Origin of the sequence: Kitasatospora sp. NPDC050543 (assembly GCF_044457565.1) — a bacterium.
Lineage (GTDB): Bacteria > Actinomycetota > Actinomycetes > Streptomycetales > Streptomycetaceae > Kitasatospora.
In genome coordinates, this window is record NZ_JBITGZ010000013.1 from 173,507 (window position 1) to 186,732 (window position 13,226).

17 protein-coding genes are annotated in these 13,226 nt (G+C 72.3%); 9 read left to right on the plus strand and 8 right to left on the minus strand.

The features are described from left to right. Window positions 1–119 precede the first annotated feature (119 nt). The gene (gene npdG, locus ACIBH3_RS18460; RefSeq protein ID WP_396313028.1) at window positions 120–812 is read right to left on the minus strand and encodes an NADPH-dependent F420 reductase; all 693 of its coding nucleotides are present in this window, start codon (window positions 810–812) and stop codon (window positions 120–122) included. 46 nt (window positions 813–858) lie between these two features. Here npdG and ACIBH3_RS18465 point away from each other — a divergent pair, with 46 nt between their 5' ends. Both ACIBH3_RS18465 and ACIBH3_RS18470 read left to right on the plus strand, forming a co-directional pair. Beyond that, the gene (locus tag ACIBH3_RS18465) at window positions 859–1,476 is read left to right on the plus strand and encodes a hypothetical protein (protein WP_396313029.1); all 618 of its coding nucleotides are present in this window, start codon (window positions 859–861) and stop codon (window positions 1,474–1,476) included. Window positions 1,477–1,639: 163 nt separating this feature from the next. Further along, window positions 1,640–2,977 carry an MFS transporter gene (locus tag ACIBH3_RS18470; protein WP_396313074.1) on the plus strand — a complete coding sequence of 446 codons (1,338 nt, stop codon included), beginning with the start codon at window positions 1,640–1,642 and terminating at the stop codon, window positions 2,975–2,977. 60 nt (window positions 2,978–3,037) lie between these two features. Here ACIBH3_RS18470 and ACIBH3_RS18475 read toward each other — a convergent pair whose 3' ends face one another. Then, complete coding sequence (locus ACIBH3_RS18475) at window positions 3,038–3,979, minus strand: AraC family transcriptional regulator (RefSeq protein WP_396313030.1); 942 nt, start codon at window positions 3,977–3,979, stop codon at window positions 3,038–3,040. A 72-nt stretch (window positions 3,980–4,051) separates the two neighbouring features. On the opposite strand from ACIBH3_RS18475, the gene ACIBH3_RS18480 reads away from it, so the two are divergent. Then, the gene (locus ACIBH3_RS18480; RefSeq protein ID WP_396313031.1) at window positions 4,052–4,663 is read left to right on the plus strand and encodes a DUF1772 domain-containing protein; all 612 of its coding nucleotides are present in this window, start codon (window positions 4,052–4,054) and stop codon (window positions 4,661–4,663) included. Window positions 4,664–4,675: 12 nt separating this feature from the next. Here ACIBH3_RS18480 and ACIBH3_RS18485 read toward each other — a convergent pair whose 3' ends face one another. The 3 genes from ACIBH3_RS18485 to ACIBH3_RS18495 all read right to left on the minus strand — a co-directional run bounded on the left by ACIBH3_RS18485 (window position 4,676) and on the right by ACIBH3_RS18495 (window position 6,954). Continuing rightward, complete coding sequence (locus ACIBH3_RS18485) at window positions 4,676–5,116, minus strand: hypothetical protein (protein ID WP_396313032.1); 441 nt, start codon at window positions 5,114–5,116, stop codon at window positions 4,676–4,678. A 37-nt stretch (window positions 5,117–5,153) separates the two neighbouring features. Next, a complete protein-coding gene (locus tag ACIBH3_RS18490) occupies window positions 5,154–6,257 on the minus strand; it encodes a DUF6973 domain-containing protein (protein ID WP_396313033.1) in 1,104 nt (367 codons plus the stop codon). A gap of 463 nt (window positions 6,258–6,720) precedes the next feature. Continuing rightward, window positions 6,721–6,954 carry a hypothetical protein gene (locus tag ACIBH3_RS18495; protein WP_396313034.1) on the minus strand — a complete coding sequence of 78 codons (234 nt, stop codon included), beginning with the start codon at window positions 6,952–6,954 and terminating at the stop codon, window positions 6,721–6,723. Window positions 6,955–7,127: 173 nt separating this feature from the next. Here ACIBH3_RS18495 and map point away from each other — a divergent pair, with 173 nt between their 5' ends. Beyond that, window positions 7,128–7,973, plus strand: a complete 846-nt coding sequence (map, locus tag ACIBH3_RS18500) for a type I methionyl aminopeptidase (protein ID WP_396313035.1) — start codon at window positions 7,128–7,130, stop codon at window positions 7,971–7,973. 113 nt (window positions 7,974–8,086) lie between these two features. Here map and ACIBH3_RS18505 read toward each other — a convergent pair whose 3' ends face one another. Beyond that, window positions 8,087–8,788 (minus strand): bifunctional DNA primase/polymerase, encoded by a 702-nt coding sequence (locus ACIBH3_RS18505; protein WP_396313036.1) that lies wholly within the window; start codon window positions 8,786–8,788, stop codon window positions 8,087–8,089. Window positions 8,789–9,275: 487 nt separating this feature from the next. On the opposite strand from ACIBH3_RS18505, the gene ACIBH3_RS18510 reads away from it, so the two are divergent. Then, the gene (locus ACIBH3_RS18510) at window positions 9,276–9,560 is read left to right on the plus strand and encodes a hypothetical protein (protein WP_396313037.1); all 285 of its coding nucleotides are present in this window, start codon (window positions 9,276–9,278) and stop codon (window positions 9,558–9,560) included. A 174-nt stretch (window positions 9,561–9,734) separates the two neighbouring features. Further along, the gene (locus ACIBH3_RS18515) at window positions 9,735–9,869 is read left to right on the plus strand and encodes a hypothetical protein (protein ID WP_396313038.1); all 135 of its coding nucleotides are present in this window, start codon (window positions 9,735–9,737) and stop codon (window positions 9,867–9,869) included. Window positions 9,870–9,985: 116 nt separating this feature from the next. Here the strand turns inward: ACIBH3_RS18515 and ACIBH3_RS18520 are convergent, their stop codons facing one another. Continuing rightward, a complete protein-coding gene (locus ACIBH3_RS18520) occupies window positions 9,986–10,663 on the minus strand; it encodes a PadR family transcriptional regulator (protein WP_396313039.1) in 678 nt (225 codons plus the stop codon). Between the two features lie 345 nt (window positions 10,664–11,008). Between ACIBH3_RS18520 and ACIBH3_RS18525 the strand changes: the two genes are divergently transcribed. The 3 genes from ACIBH3_RS18525 (at window position 11,009) to ACIBH3_RS18535 (ending at window position 12,522) form a co-directional block, all read left to right on the plus strand. Next, a complete protein-coding gene (locus tag ACIBH3_RS18525) occupies window positions 11,009–11,524 on the plus strand; it encodes a hypothetical protein (protein WP_396313040.1) in 516 nt (171 codons plus the stop codon). Window positions 11,525–11,661: 137 nt separating this feature from the next. Then, window positions 11,662–12,060: an ACT domain-containing protein gene (locus tag ACIBH3_RS18530; RefSeq protein WP_396313041.1), complete on the plus strand. Its 399-nt coding sequence runs from the start codon at window positions 11,662–11,664 to the stop codon at window positions 12,058–12,060. A gap of 204 nt (window positions 12,061–12,264) precedes the next feature. After that, entirely contained in the window at window positions 12,265–12,522 is a 258-nt protein-coding gene (locus tag ACIBH3_RS18535; protein ID WP_396313042.1) for a Prokaryotic metallothionein, read from the plus strand. Window positions 12,523–12,637: 115 nt separating this feature from the next. On the opposite strand, the gene ACIBH3_RS18540 is transcribed toward ACIBH3_RS18535, so the two are convergent. After that, a complete protein-coding gene (locus ACIBH3_RS18540; protein ID WP_396313043.1) occupies window positions 12,638–13,174 on the minus strand; it encodes a hypothetical protein in 537 nt (178 codons plus the stop codon). Window positions 13,175–13,226: the final 52 nt, after the last annotated feature.

A 13,226-nucleotide genomic window follows, 5' to 3' on the forward strand; every position in this document is an offset into this window, starting at 1 on the left:
CCCCATTGTCGCCGAAGGCCCCGTGGATCCGCTCCATGGGGCCTTCGGCGTGCCTGCCGCCCGTGCTACGACCGGCCTGGCACCTGCTCGCCGGGCGCCCGCCCCGCGCTTGCCGCGTGCTACACGTCGGTGACCCGCAGGCCCGCGTGGGCCTTGTAGCGGCGGTTGACCGAGATCAGGTTGGCGACCAGCGACTCGACCTGGTGGGCGTTGCGCAGCCGGCCGGCGAAGATGCCGCGCATGCCGGGGATGCGGGAGGCGAGCGCCTGCACGATGTCGGTGGCGGCACGCTCCTCGCCGAGCACCATCACGTCCGTATCGATCTCGGCGATCGACTCGTCCTGGAGCAGCACCGCCGAGAGGTGGTGGAAGGCGGCGGTCACGCGGGAGTCCGGCAGCAGGGCCGCGGCCTGCTGGGCGGCGCTGCCCTCCTCCGGCTTGAGCGCGTAGGCACCCTGCTTGTCGAACCCGAGCGGGTTGACGCAGTCGACGACGATCTTGCCGGCCAGTTCCTCGCGCAGGGCCGAGAGGGTGGCGGCGTGCCCGTCCCACGGCACGGCGATGATGACGATGTCGCTCTCACGCGCGGTCGTCGCGTTGTCCGCGCCCCGCACCCCGAGCCCGAGCTCGGCGGCCGAGGCCTCGGCGCGCTCCGCCGTACGGGAACCGATGATCACCGGCTGGCCCGCCTTGGCCAGCCGGTAGGCCAGCCCCCGGCCCTGGTCGCCGGTACCGCCCAGGACGCCGACGACGAGCTGCGAGACGTCCGGCAGGTCATGGGCGGGGTTGGTCGCTGAATCGAGGGAAGTCATGCGCTGATCCTGCCAAAGCCCCGGGCGCCACGACATGCTGGGCCGCATGGACGCGGTGAGAGTTTCAGCACTCCGGCAGAGCCTGGCGGGCACCGGCTGGATCGAATCGACCAGGGCGTTCGCCGGCTCGCTGCGCCGGTCGGTCACCCGCCGCAGCGCCGCCGGGCTGCTGCTGGTCGGCACCCCGGCGTACGAACCCTGGCACCTCGCCGCCCACCTGGAGGACGAGGCCGCCTGGTCGGCCGTCCCGCAACTGGCCCCGATCCTGCTGCGCCACCGCGTCCCCGCCGAGGCCCCCGCCCACCTCTCGTACGGCCTGCGGCGGCTCACCGGGGTCCGGCGCGGGGAGACGGTGCTGCTGGTGGCTCCGACGGCGGCCGGGGCCCGGCTGCTGGAGCGGGTCCAGGACGCGCGCCGGGGCGGGGCGACGGTGCTGGCGCTGGACGACGGTGACCACGAGCTGGCCGGGCTGGCGCACGAGCGGCTCACGGTGGAGGCGGTGGGGGTCGCGGCGGCGGAGGTGGGTTCGGGTTCGGGTTCGGGGCAACCCTTCGATCTCGTCCAGCATCTGGTCAGCACCGCCGCCGGGGCAGCGCCGGCGCGCCGCTCGCGACTCGCTCGGCTGGTGGAACGGCTGACGGCCCCGCCGGTCACCCACTGGTAGCGCGGCCGCCACCCGCGCGGGTCCGGCGGGTGGCTGATCCCGCGTATGCCCGGATCCGGCGTCCGGTGTGTGCGCCGCCGGGCGCGGAAATTGCGTTGCGGGGGCGGATCGGTGGCGCGCATGATTGCCGCTCGTGACCGCTGAACCACCTCATCCGAGCGGGCTGCGCACCCTGCTGCGCGGCCTGCGGCCCGACCTCGCGCCGTGGCGTTCGTCCCGCGAGTTCCGGCTGCTCTGGAGCGCGGGCTGCATCACCACCTTCGGCAGCTTCCTCACCTACGTCGCCGTGCCGATGCAGATCAAGGAGCTCACCGGCTCCTACCTCGCGGTCGGCCTGATCGGCGCGGTCGAACTGCTGCCACTGATCGCCTTCGGCCTGTGGGGCGGCGCCCTGGCCGACGCGCTGGACCGCCGCAAGCTGGTACTGGCCTCGGAGGCCGGCCTGGGTCTGCTCGCCGGGCTGCTGCTGCTCAACGCACTGCTGCCGGCACCGATGCTCTGGCCGATCTACCTGGTCACCGGCCTGGTCGCGGCGCTGGACGGCCTCCAGCGCCCCGCCCGTGACACCCTCACCCCGCGCATCGTCGAACACGACCAGATGACCGCCGCGTTCGCCCTCACCTCGCTCTACCACAGCGCGGGGTCGATCCTCGGCCCGGCGCTGGCGGGCGTGATCGTGGCGTTGGCCGGCGTGCAGACCGCGTACGCGCTGGACGTGCTGACCTTCGCGGTCTCACTGCTGCTGCTCGCCCGGATGCGGGCCGTACCGCCGCCCACCGGCGCGGAGAAGCCCTCGCTGGCGGGCATCGCCACCGGCCTGAAGTACGCCTGGAGCCGGCCCGAGCTGCTCGGCACCTATGTGGTGGACATCTGCGCGATGCTGTTCGCCTTCCCCAACGCGATCTTCCCGTTCCTCGCCGACGAGCTGGACGCGCACTGGGCACTGGGGCTGATGTACGGGGCGTCGGCGGTCGGTTCGCTGCTGGTCTCCGCGACCAGCGGCTGGACCTCCCGGGTGCACCGGCACGGCCGGATGGTGGTGCTCGCCGCGCTCGGCTGGGGCGCCGCGATGACGGGCGCCGGGCTGGCCGGGAACCTCTGGGTGGTGCTGCTGATGCTCGCCCTGGCGGGCGGCGCGGACAACGTCAGCGGTCTCGGTCGCGCGACCATCTGGAACCAGTCCATCCCCGACGCTCTGCGCGGGCGGCTGGCCGGGGTCGAGCTGCTCAGCTACTCGGTCGGCCCGCAGCTGGGCCAGGTCCGGGCGGGTGCGATGGCCGGGCTGGTCGGCGTGCGCGGCTCGATCTGGGCGGGCGGCCTGGCGTGCGTGGTCGGTGTGGTGGCCCTGGCGGCCGCACTGCCCAGACTGCTCGCGTACGACGCCCGGACGGACCCGCACGTGGCGGCCGCCCGCGCCGAACGCGCGCGGCAGGACTCGGCGCAAGGGCTGGAGTCAGAGCAGGTACCGGACTCGGAGCAGGTACCGACCGCCGGACACTGAGCCTCCGCCGACCCCACCGGCCCACCAACCACCAGCCCAGATCCATGCGCTGGCGTCGGTTCAGGCTCGGGCGGCCTGCTCCCGGTGCTCCTGCGGGCTGACGCCCCGTTCGCGTTTGAACGCGGCGCTGAGCGCGAAGGCACTGCCGTAGCCGACCCTGCGGGCCACCGAGGCGACGGTCGCCTCCGGTTCGAGCAGCTGGTCGGCGGCCAGCGTCAGCCGCCGGCCCGTCAGGTACGCCATCGGCGGCTCGCCCACCAGCTCCGTGAAGCGCCGGGCCAGCGCCGCGCGCGAGACACCCACCTTGAACGCCAGGTCCGCGACCGTCCACGGGTGGGCCGGATCGTCGTGCAGCAGCTGGAGCGCCCGGCCGACCACCGGGTCGCCCTGCGCCCGGTACCAGGCCGGCGCCGCCGCCTCCGGCCGGGAGAACCAGGCCCGCAGCACGGTGATCAGCAGCAGGTCGAGCAACCGGTCGAGCATCACCTCCTGGCCCGGTTCGTCCCGGCCGATCTCCTCGGAGAGCAGCGGTACCAGCGGTGAGTCCCACTCGCCCCGCGCCAGCACCACCAGCTGCGGCAGCGCGGCGACCAGCCGCCGGCTGACCTCGCCCTCCATCTGGTACGTGCCGCTGAGCAACACCGTCGAGCCGCCCGGGCGTTCGCCCCAGGTCCGCACGCCCAGGTCCATGTCCTCGCACAGCTCCACCCCGTCCGGGGTGGTGGAGACCTGGCCCGGCTGGATGACGATCTGCGGCTCGGTCGCCGGATCGCCGGCGACCGTGTAAGCCTCGGGCCCGCGCACCACGGCGACGTCGCCCGGGCGCAGCCGTACCGGCGGGCAGGTGTCGGGGACCACCCAGGCCTCGCCGCGCTCGACCGCCAGCAGCGTGAGCGGCGCCCGGTCCTGGATCCGGAGCGACCACGGCGGGTCCAGCACCGACCTGAGCAGGAAGGCGCCCCTGGCTCTCGGCCCGTCGAGCAGACCGGCGAGTGCGTCCATGCGTACGAGTCTATAGACGCTCGCGCATGGGCGGGAGTGTCCCGACCATGGCGGGGAACTCCCCTGGGGCGATTGACTGATGAGGCAACAGAAACCCCGTCCGAACGGGGCGCACCGCCCACACTGCCCCGCACCACCGGTACCACCACCCGCCTTAGAACCGTTCCCGCCCTGGAGGCCGCGATGTTCGCCCTGTTCCGGACCACCTCACTGGCCGCCGCCGCCCTCACGATGGGCCTCACGGCCGGCCTGTTCTACGGCTACGCGTGCTCCGTGATGCTCGCCCTGGGCAAGGTGGACGACCGCACCTTCGTCGACGTGATGCAGCGGATCAACACCGCCATCATCAACGGCTGGTTCGCGCTCGGCTTCGGCGGTGCGGCGGTGTTCGCGGTGATCTCCGCCGCGCTGCACTGGCGTGGCGACGGCCGGTCGGTGCTGCCGTGGATCGTGGCCGCGATCGTGCTGTACGGCGTGATGTTCGTGATCACCGGCGCCGTCAACGTCCCACTCAACAACGACCTCGCGGCCGCCGGCGACCCGGCCTCGATCACCGACCTGGCGGGCCTGCGCGCCCACTTCGAGGGCACCTGGGTGCGCTGGAACATCGTCCGCGCCGTGGCCTCCACCGCCGCCTTCGGCTGCCTCGCCTGGGCCCTGGTCCTGGAGGGCCGCCTGCGCTGAGCGGCCCCCGGGTCACTCCGCCAACTGCAGCACGTTGTGATGCGGGCCGCCGGACACCTTCACCGCAGGCGTCCACGCGCGGCCCGCCCATCCGACCGGCACATTGACATCCAACTGAACGGCCCGGACAGCCTCGCCGCCCTTGCTGAACACCCACAGGGACGGCAGCGAGTACGAGGTGGCCTGCGGCACCCACTCCACCGGGTCGCCCACGGCGTCGGAGATCTCGTCGTCGGAGTCACCCTCCCCGAACACCTGGACCCGGTCCCACGCGAACGGGGTGAGCTCCGCCAGCGCGACCGGCGCCTCGCCCTTGACCGCGCCGTCGAGCGCGGCCTGAAGCCGCCCGTCCACCCCGCTCTCCAGCGCCGGCTCCCGCAGCACGTACCAGAGCACGCCGCACAGCAGCACCGCCACCAGTACGACCCCGCCGCCGAACCACCTCCGCGACACCCGCCACCTCCCGGCCCCCGTCCCCACCACGCCCCCGCTACCTGCTGCCCGGATCGCCGAGATCTCTGCCCTCATCAGGTGCCCCGGGCTTGTTGTCGGTGTGCCCGGTCTCGCCGATCTTGACCTTGTCGCTGTTGACCAGGTTGCCATCCGCGTCCATGACCACCGTCCGCCCGTGCAGGACGGCCTGCTGCACCAGCCCGGCGATCTCCGCGTCCGTCGCTGTCGGATTCTCCAACGCGATCTTCCGCCCGACCTCGTTGTTGAAGAGATCCATCGCCTCGCGGTCGGACGGATTGCCGGGGAGCCGCTCGTGGGCCATCCCGTAGCGCTCCGTCCAGTCGACGCCGTAGCGCCTGGCCATCAGGGCATTCCAGTACGCGTGCCGCATCGCATCCATATGGCCGTCGTTGTTGTCCTCGGGGAACGCGGCCGCACTCCACTCGAATGCCTGCTCCCTGGTCCGTTGGAAGTCCAGGAGCTCCGCCGCATTCAGGTCGCCGAGCATGTTCGCCTCGCCCCGCGTGATCGGCCGCGGCTCTCCGAGCAGCCGAGTCATCCCCCGAGGATCGTCGGTCACCTGGTACTCCTGAAGGCTTTCCTGCGGACTCAGGCGCCGGCCCTTGTACGCGACGCCGTTGAAGGAGTCGGCTGTCGTCCCGCTGTCGTCCTTGAGGTCCCAGGCGACCTTCTCATCGGACTTGGTGGCCATCGACAGCGCATCCCCGATGTGCCCCTGTATCGCTGTCATCCGGTCCTGGAACTCCCGGCCCCTTGCATCGGGGTCGTTCCGCAGGTCGGGCGGCAGGTGCAGACTTCCGTCCGGTGCGACGGTCACACCCAAGGCCTGCGCCTGGTGAAGCCAGTGCTCCAGTTCCTGTTGCGCGGCCCGGAACTCCCCGACCGCCATCTGCAGTGCGTAGGTGATCGCCTCGGCCTGCTTCTGCGCGTACTCCAGCTGCGTCAGGTCCTCGACGATGTTGCTACGGGCCTGCTCGTAGGCAGACCCGACCCAACCGCTGTTCTGCACCGCGTTGTTGACCTCGGTGCGGTAGCGCTCGACCAGCTTGGCCAGCTGCACCGCCTGCGCTTCCCACGCCTCGGCGGCCTTCAGCACCGGCCCGACCTTCGCTTCTCGCACCTGCTCGACCGTCAGCACAGTCAATGCCCCCCGCCCAGAGCCGACCGATTGGCGTCCTCGACTGCGCGGTAGGACCGGCCACTGGTCTCCAGGTTCCCCCGGTGCGGCCCAGTCGCTCGGCCAGCATGTCGTTCTGCTTCTCCCAAAGCTGCTGGGTGGCCCTGAGCTGGTCAGCGGTCTGCCAGCCCGCCAGGCCGGTCACGGCGGCACCGGTCGCCTCGCAGCTCTTCCCGGCTTCGGTGAGGGCGGTCTGTCACAGCTCGAACGCCACGCCACCCGCCTTTTGCAGTGCTCCCGGGTCCACCCGGTAGCCCGCGCCGCTCTCCCTGGGCTCTGCCATGCCGCTCGTCCTCCCCCTCGGACTGCATCGGACGGAACCGGACGCGCTGGCCGCCCCCGCGACCACGGCACAGACCGATTGCGCCGATGCCAACGCCGGTCGGGCCCGGTTGGTTCCGGTGGATCAGTCCTCGTCGGGGGCGGTGGCCGGGGTGTCGCGCCAGCGGGGGTCGTTCTGCCACTCGCGGTTGCGTTCCTCGGCGAGCTGCAGTGCGTGGGCGGCCTCGTCGGGGGTGGCGTAGGGGCCGAGGCGGTCCTTGGCCGGGCACTCGGGGCCTTCCTCGACCTTGTTGTGCTTGATGCAGAAGAACCACTCGCCGGGCTTGCCGGTCGGTTTGCGGCTGAATCCCAGGTTCATGGCGGGCCTCTCCGGTCGGTCGGTGATGAGGTGACTGAGGTGACTGAGGTGACTGATGGGCCGAGCACCAGGTTCGGGTGGTGCATGCATCCGTCGCTCGTGCCGATCATGCCCGTAGGAGCCCGCGCGCACACCGCCGGGGCGGGCCGCGGCCGCCGGATAGACTCGCCGCCATGGCTCTCGTACCCGGCATCCAGTCCCCCACCCGCAAGGTCCCGGCCCACATCGCGCGCCCCGAGTACGTCGGCAAGCCCGCGCCGACGCCGTACACCGGGCCCGAGGTGCAGAGCGCCGAGACGATCGAGAAGATGCGGATCGCGAGCCGCATCGCCGCGCAGGCGATGGAGGAGGCCGCGAAGCTGATCGCGCCGGGTGTCGCCACCGACGCGCTGGACGCCGTCGCCCACGAGTACATGTGCGACCACGACGCGTACCCGTCCGACCTGGGCTACCGGGGCTTCCCCAAGTCGATCTGCACCTCGGTCAACGAGGTGATCTGCCATGGCATCCCGGACTCGACCGTGCTCCAGGACGGCGACATCGTCAACATCGACGCGACCGCCTACATCCACGGCGTGCACGGCGACCTGAACGCCACCTACCTCTGCGGGGACGTCGACGAGGAGTCCCGGCTGCTGGTCGAGCGCACCCGGGAGGCCCTCAACCGGGCCATCAAGGCCGTCAAGCCCGGCCGGCAGATCAACGTGATCGGGCGGGTCATCGAGTCGTACGCCAAGCGATTCGACTACGGCGTGGTGCGGGACTTCACCGGCCACGGGATCAACACGTCGTTCCACTCCGGCCTGATCATCCCGCACTACGACAGCGAGCGCGCCACCGAGGTGATCAAGCCCGGGATGACCTTCACCATCGAGCCGATGCTCACCCTGGGCACGTACGACTACGAGATCTGGGCGGACGGCTGGACGGTCGTCACCAAGGACCGCAAGCGCACCGCCCAGTTCGAGCACACGCTGGTGGTCACGGCGGACGGCGCGGAGATCCTCACCCTGCCGTAGCACGGCCGCGCCGGCGCGGGCGGCCCGCCCGGGCGAGCGATTGCCCGGGCGATCGGTCGGCCGGGCCTGCGCTGTCCATTCCGGTCTGCGCAGTCCGTTCGGGCCGACGGCGGTCAGCCGATGAGCCACTGCTCCTCGGCCACCGCGCCCACCTCGGTACAGGCGTCGGTCAGCACGTCCAGCACCCGCAGCGGATCCGGCAGCGGCTGCTCGGGGCCGCGCAGCCAACGCACCTGGGAGCCGTCCGGCAGGGCGGCCGGCGGAAGCAGGGTGTACGAGCCCCGGCAGTGCCAGCGCAGACCTGGGTGTTCGGACATGGTGTCCGGGGTCGAGTCCAGGGCGCTCGGCCACCACTCGTCCTCGTCGACCGGGGTGCCGCGGGTGGCGGTGAAGAAGAGGTAGCGGTCCTCGCCGACGGCGGCGACGGGCCCCGCCACGCCCTGCTCGGTGAGCCTGGTCAGGGCGAGGCGACCGGCCTCGGCCGGTACGTCCAGGACATCGTGGGCGCGGCCGGTGGCGGTGATGAAGTTCGCCTGCGGGTCACGGGAGAGCCAGCGTGCCAGCTGCTCGGGGTCGGTGCTGGCCTGCGTCTGCCAGGCGAAGGAGACCGGATGCTGCGCGGGGGCCGGACAGCCGACCCGGTCACAGGAACATCGGTAACCCGCCGGGTGCGCGGCCGGTGCGAGCGGGAAGCCGGCGCGGACGGCACCGAGCAGCTGATCCAGTCGGGCGGCAGGGCCGTCGGCGGCGGCCGGACGGGCCCGCTGACGATCGCGCTTCTGCCACCAGGTCGTCCACCTGCTGCTGGCTTCCATCGGGCCCCTTCCGTACACCTGCCGTGCCTGGTGTGACACAGCATTCGACGCAACACTCGACGCAACACCCGAAACCCCCCGCTGCTTCCCGGGTGGTGCTCGGACCGGCGTCTCGCCTGCCGGCCGGAGCCGGGGTTGCCGGACGGCCGACGCCGGGGTCACGGTACGGAGTGCGAGAGTTGCGACTCGGCGGGCAGGCACACGGACGCGCGCCTCACCCGGCCCGTACAGGCCCGCTGACCCGGGTGAACCCCGAGGGCGTACAGAGCAGGATAAGGGTGCGGAGCGGGTCCGGATGACCGGGGGCGGTGCAGCGCTGGTCACAGTGACGCTCCTGCGGCGGCGCCCTTCCGGAGGCGATCCCGGTGACGGGCCAGTGACGGGCCGGTGACGGGGCGGTGCCCGGCCGGTGGTGGTCCTGGTCGCGGGCCGGTGCCCGGCCGGTGGCGGGCGAGTGTCAGTCGAGCGCGGGAGGTGAGACGCTGGTGTGGTGAGAAGTGCGGAGATCGAATTCATCGGCGGCCCACTGGACGGCCGGATACTGCCGATCCCCCTGGGCCCGTTCAACGGCGTGCCCAAGACGTACAAGGTGCCGGTCCCCGCGCACGGGGACGTACCGGCGCAGACGCTGGTGTACGTCCGCGCCAAGCAGGAGCGGGGCTACCGCTGGCACTGGCGCTACGAGTTCGACCCGGTGACCTCCGGCCACGCACCCACCCCCGAGTCACCCGACCCCGAGTCGATGTCCACGTCGGAGGAACCTCCGGCGTAGCGCAGGCGTGGACCACGCCGGGCCGGGCCGGGCCGTCCGCGCCAGCCAGCGGACGGCGTTCGGTCCGACGGCGGACGGTCCACGGTCTGGAGGACGGCCATGGCGCAACCCGAGCGACACCGCAATCCCCCTCCCGCCCCGCCCCCGGCCGCCAACGCGCATCGCAACCGACAGGTGGCCTGGCTGACAGGCGGGCTGCTGGTGCTGGTCAGCGCCTACACCGTGGCGCTCGGGTCGAACAGCTGGCTGTGGTTCGGGTGGGCGGTGCTGCTGCTGGTCTGCGCGGGACTGTTCGTCGTACGCCGCTGAGGCTCCGGCCCGCGTGCGCCGTCCCTGTCCGCGGCGCGCCCGTCCGGGGGGACGTACCGCAGCAGCACCACCCGACCCTCCCCTCCCCCGCTCCGGCCCCTTGCCCCCCGCCCGGGTCAGTCATCCTCGGCGAGGATCAGGTACAGCTTCTTCCGGGCCTCGGTGAGCACCGCCAGCCCCTTGGCGCGCTGCGCCTCCGTGCCGGTGGCCATCACCTGACGGATCGCGTTGTCCACCGCACCGAGCGCCTGGCCGACCTCCTGGACGGCCTCCCAGTCGACCTCACGGCCGGCCTCGGCCCACGGCTCGTCGGGCCCGGCCTCTGCCTCGGCCCGCCCGGCCTCGGTGAGCGAGACCAGTCGCTTGCCGGACACCACCTGCGCCGTGATCAGCCCCTCCTCCTCCAGCAGCTGGAGGGTCGGGTAGATCGAACCCGGGCTCGGGCGCCAGGCCCCGCCGGTCCGCTCGCCGATTTCGGCGATCATCTCGTAGCCGTGCATCGGGCGCTCCTTCAGCAGCGCCAGCAGCGAGGCACGCACGTCCCCGCGCCGGGCCCGCCCGCCGCGCCGGCCGCCGGGGTAGTGCCCGCGACCGCCGTGCCCGCCGAAGCCCCGGCCCCACGGACCGGGCGGGCGGCCCGGAAAGCCCGGCCCGCCGCCGGGCGGCGGCCCGAACGGCCCGAAGGCGCCGCGGCCCTCGAACCCCTCACCGGGGAACTCCCCCGCTCCCGGGCCGCGTCCACGGCGACGTCCGCCGCGCGGGCCCTCCTGCCTGTACGGATTTCCTGGGCGCATGACGCCCACCACCTTTCACGTCCGGGCCGTCCGAACAAGCTCGGACCAGCCGGAACACCTGGGACTGTCGGACAGTCTCGAAGTAACTGTCTCGATAACTCGACGATATATCGGCGACTGTCGCCCGTCAACGGTGAACGACAGTCGTTCGCCGTCCGTCCCATTCGAACCTTGACCACGTCTCACCGGCGTCCGACCGGAGCGACGAGGTGTGGAAGGCTCTCGAAGGGATGACCGAGCGGGATCACCTCGCCAACGTCACCTGGGATGTTCACCAGGCGGGCGACGTCCCAGTGGCCCTGGGGTGATCTTTCACCGGCCGGCGGTAGGGATGACAATCGGGCCATGAGCTTTCTGCAGGCGAAGGTGGAAGGGAACGCCCTGATCAGGGTGGCGATCACTGCTTCTCCGGCTCCGCAGCAATTCACCGCGGTCGTCGAAGAGGTGTACTCGAAGCGGGTCTTCCGGGCCAGGGTGGGATCACAGATCCAGTTCGTCGGCAAGCCGACCACCTGGGGCCAACGGTCACTCGCCGTGGGCCAACGCGCCCTTCTCTTCATCTCCCGTATCTCGGGCAGATGGTACGAGGACGCCTGGGAGGGCGACCTTCCCATCGAGGAGATCGACGGCGCGGAGTACGCGCTCTACCGGGTCGCCCACGAGAAGGTCCTCGCCTTCGACGGCCTGCCCGACTCCCTCAAGGCCGGCTGCCGCCCGCACCCCACCCTGCCGATAACCACGTGCTTCGAACTCGCAGCGCTGGAGAGCCACGTGAACGGCCTCATCGACCAGGTCCACTCGGAGGGGAGCAGTCCGCACGAGGCTCGGCCATGGATCGAGCGACTGATCAGGCGTCGGTGAGACGTGGTCAGGGCTCAGTGAGACAGGAGACAGAACAACAGTCGTTCGCGACGGGCCGGCACCGCCGGGCCTTCCGCCCAGCCGCCCGGTCACGTCGCTCCCGCCCAGCGCGCCGCCCAGCGACTACCGTGGCGGGCATGGCCGGTGAACGAGACCTCGCGAAACTGCTCCAGGGAATGCGCCCGGTGCTCAACCCGGGGAAGTACGTGTACTGCACGTTCCCCGCCAGGGTTCCCGCCGGGATGCGGCCCGTCGTCACGGTGACGGAGGCGGAGGGCATCACCGCGGTGCTGCCCCAGGAGGAGGCCGACTCGCTCGGCCTGCGCTACGACTACGTGGCCGCCTGGATCACCCTGCGGATCCACTCCGCGCTGGCGGCCGTCGGCCTCACCGCCGCGGTGGCCGGGCGCCTCGCCGAGGCGGGCATCAGCTGCAACGTGGTGGCCGGCTTCCACCACGACCACCTCTTCGTCGGGGCCGACGACGCCGTGCGCGCGCTGCGCACCCTGGAGGAGCTCGCGGCCGGGCAGCCCTGAGTCCGGCCCGCTACCTTGGGAACGAGGAGACCGGAAAGCACCGGGCGCGCCGCGAAGCCCGGGGTCCCGCAGAGCGGCGGCGGCCCGTGGTGCGGCGCCCGGACGGCCGATCGCCGATGGCCGCCCCCGGGAGCGCCTTCGACACTGGGAGAGCGCTGAGCCACCGCCCCGGTCGGTCAGCCCCAGAGGAAGGGAGACGGGCCCATGGCAGTCTGCGACGTCTGCAGGAACGACTACTGGCTGGCCTTCGAGATCAAGACCATCACCGGCGACACCTACACCTTCGACAGCTTCGAGTGCGCGATGGAGAAGCTCGCGCCGCGCTGCGAGCACTGCCAGGTCCGCATCGTCGGCCATGGCGTCGAGGTGTCCGGGCGCTTCTTCTGCTGCGCCAACTGCGCCCGCGTCAACGGCGGCCTGGGCGAGCAGATCCGCGACGCCGTCGGAGCCCACCCGGCCTGAGCCCCACGTCGCCCCGACGCGGGGTAGGGGCCCGGGGCCCGGCGGCGCAGGTGAGCGGGAGGACGCCGGGCGTGACGGTCCGTCACGCCCGGCGTGATGGTGCCCGTCGGTAGCGCTACTTGAACCAGTAGCGAACGCCCTTGTGGTGCGAGCAGGTCCCGCTGAAGTTCGCCGACTCGGACGAGGTGCCGTCATTGCACTCGGCCATCTGCGCCGACGAGGACGGCTTCAGGCCCAGGTCCCAGCCGCAGGCGCCGGTGGTGTGCCTGGCGCAGCTGCCCGCGGGCGCCGCCGGCGCCTTGCTCGGCTCCGCCGTCGGCGCGGCCTCGGGCATGGCCGGTGCGGACTTCGCGGGCGCCGGCTTCGTGGGTGCCGGTTTGGTGGGCGCCGGTGTGGGAGCAGCGGCCGCGGGCGCCGACGACGGCACAGGGTCCGGCAGCGGCGCCACGACCGGCGCGTCGGTCGGCGTGGACGCCGGGCCGGCCGCCGGGGTCGTCACGGCGGGCTTCGCGCCCGTCGTCGCCGGCGCCGCCGCGACGGACTGCACCGCGGCCGTGGTCCCGACCGGCGCGGCAGCCGTGGTGGGGTCGCAGGCGGACAGCACGAGAACCGCCGCGACGGCGGGCAACACCTTGAGGAGATGCTTGGTCACGAAGGGTGAACCTAGCGGCGCGGCGCCGGCCGTACGCCGCAGTCGAGACCAC

Bases quoted from the DNA above. Each gene is read 5' to 3' on its own strand.
- ACIBH3_RS18520 (WP_396313039.1), bottom strand. From the start codon at position 10,663: ATGCGCCCAGGAAATCCGTACAGGCAGGAGGGCCCGCGCGGCGGACGT.
- ACIBH3_RS18535 (WP_396313042.1), top strand. From the start codon at position 12,265: ATGGCAGTCTGCGACGTCTGCAGGAACGACTACTGGCTGGCCTTCGAG.
- ACIBH3_RS18505 (WP_396313036.1), bottom strand. From the start codon at position 8,788: ATGGAAGCCAGCAGCAGGTGGACGACCTGGTGGCAGAAGCGCGATCGT.
- ACIBH3_RS18475 (WP_396313030.1), bottom strand. From the start codon at position 3,979: ATGGACGCACTCGCCGGTCTGCTCGACGGGCCGAGAGCCAGGGGCGCC.
- ACIBH3_RS18530 (WP_396313041.1), top strand. From the start codon at position 11,662: ATGGCCGGTGAACGAGACCTCGCGAAACTGCTCCAGGGAATGCGCCCG.
- ACIBH3_RS18495 (WP_396313034.1), bottom strand. From the start codon at position 6,954: ATGAACCTGGGATTCAGCCGCAAACCGACCGGCAAGCCCGGCGAGTGG.
- npdG (WP_396313028.1), bottom strand. From the start codon at position 812: ATGACTTCCCTCGATTCAGCGACCAACCCCGCCCATGACCTGCCGGAC.
- ACIBH3_RS18465 (WP_396313029.1), top strand. From the start codon at position 859: ATGGACGCGGTGAGAGTTTCAGCACTCCGGCAGAGCCTGGCGGGCACC.
- ACIBH3_RS18525 (WP_396313040.1), top strand. From the start codon at position 11,009: ATGAGCTTTCTGCAGGCGAAGGTGGAAGGGAACGCCCTGATCAGGGTG.
- map (WP_396313035.1), top strand. From the start codon at position 7,128: ATGGCTCTCGTACCCGGCATCCAGTCCCCCACCCGCAAGGTCCCGGCC.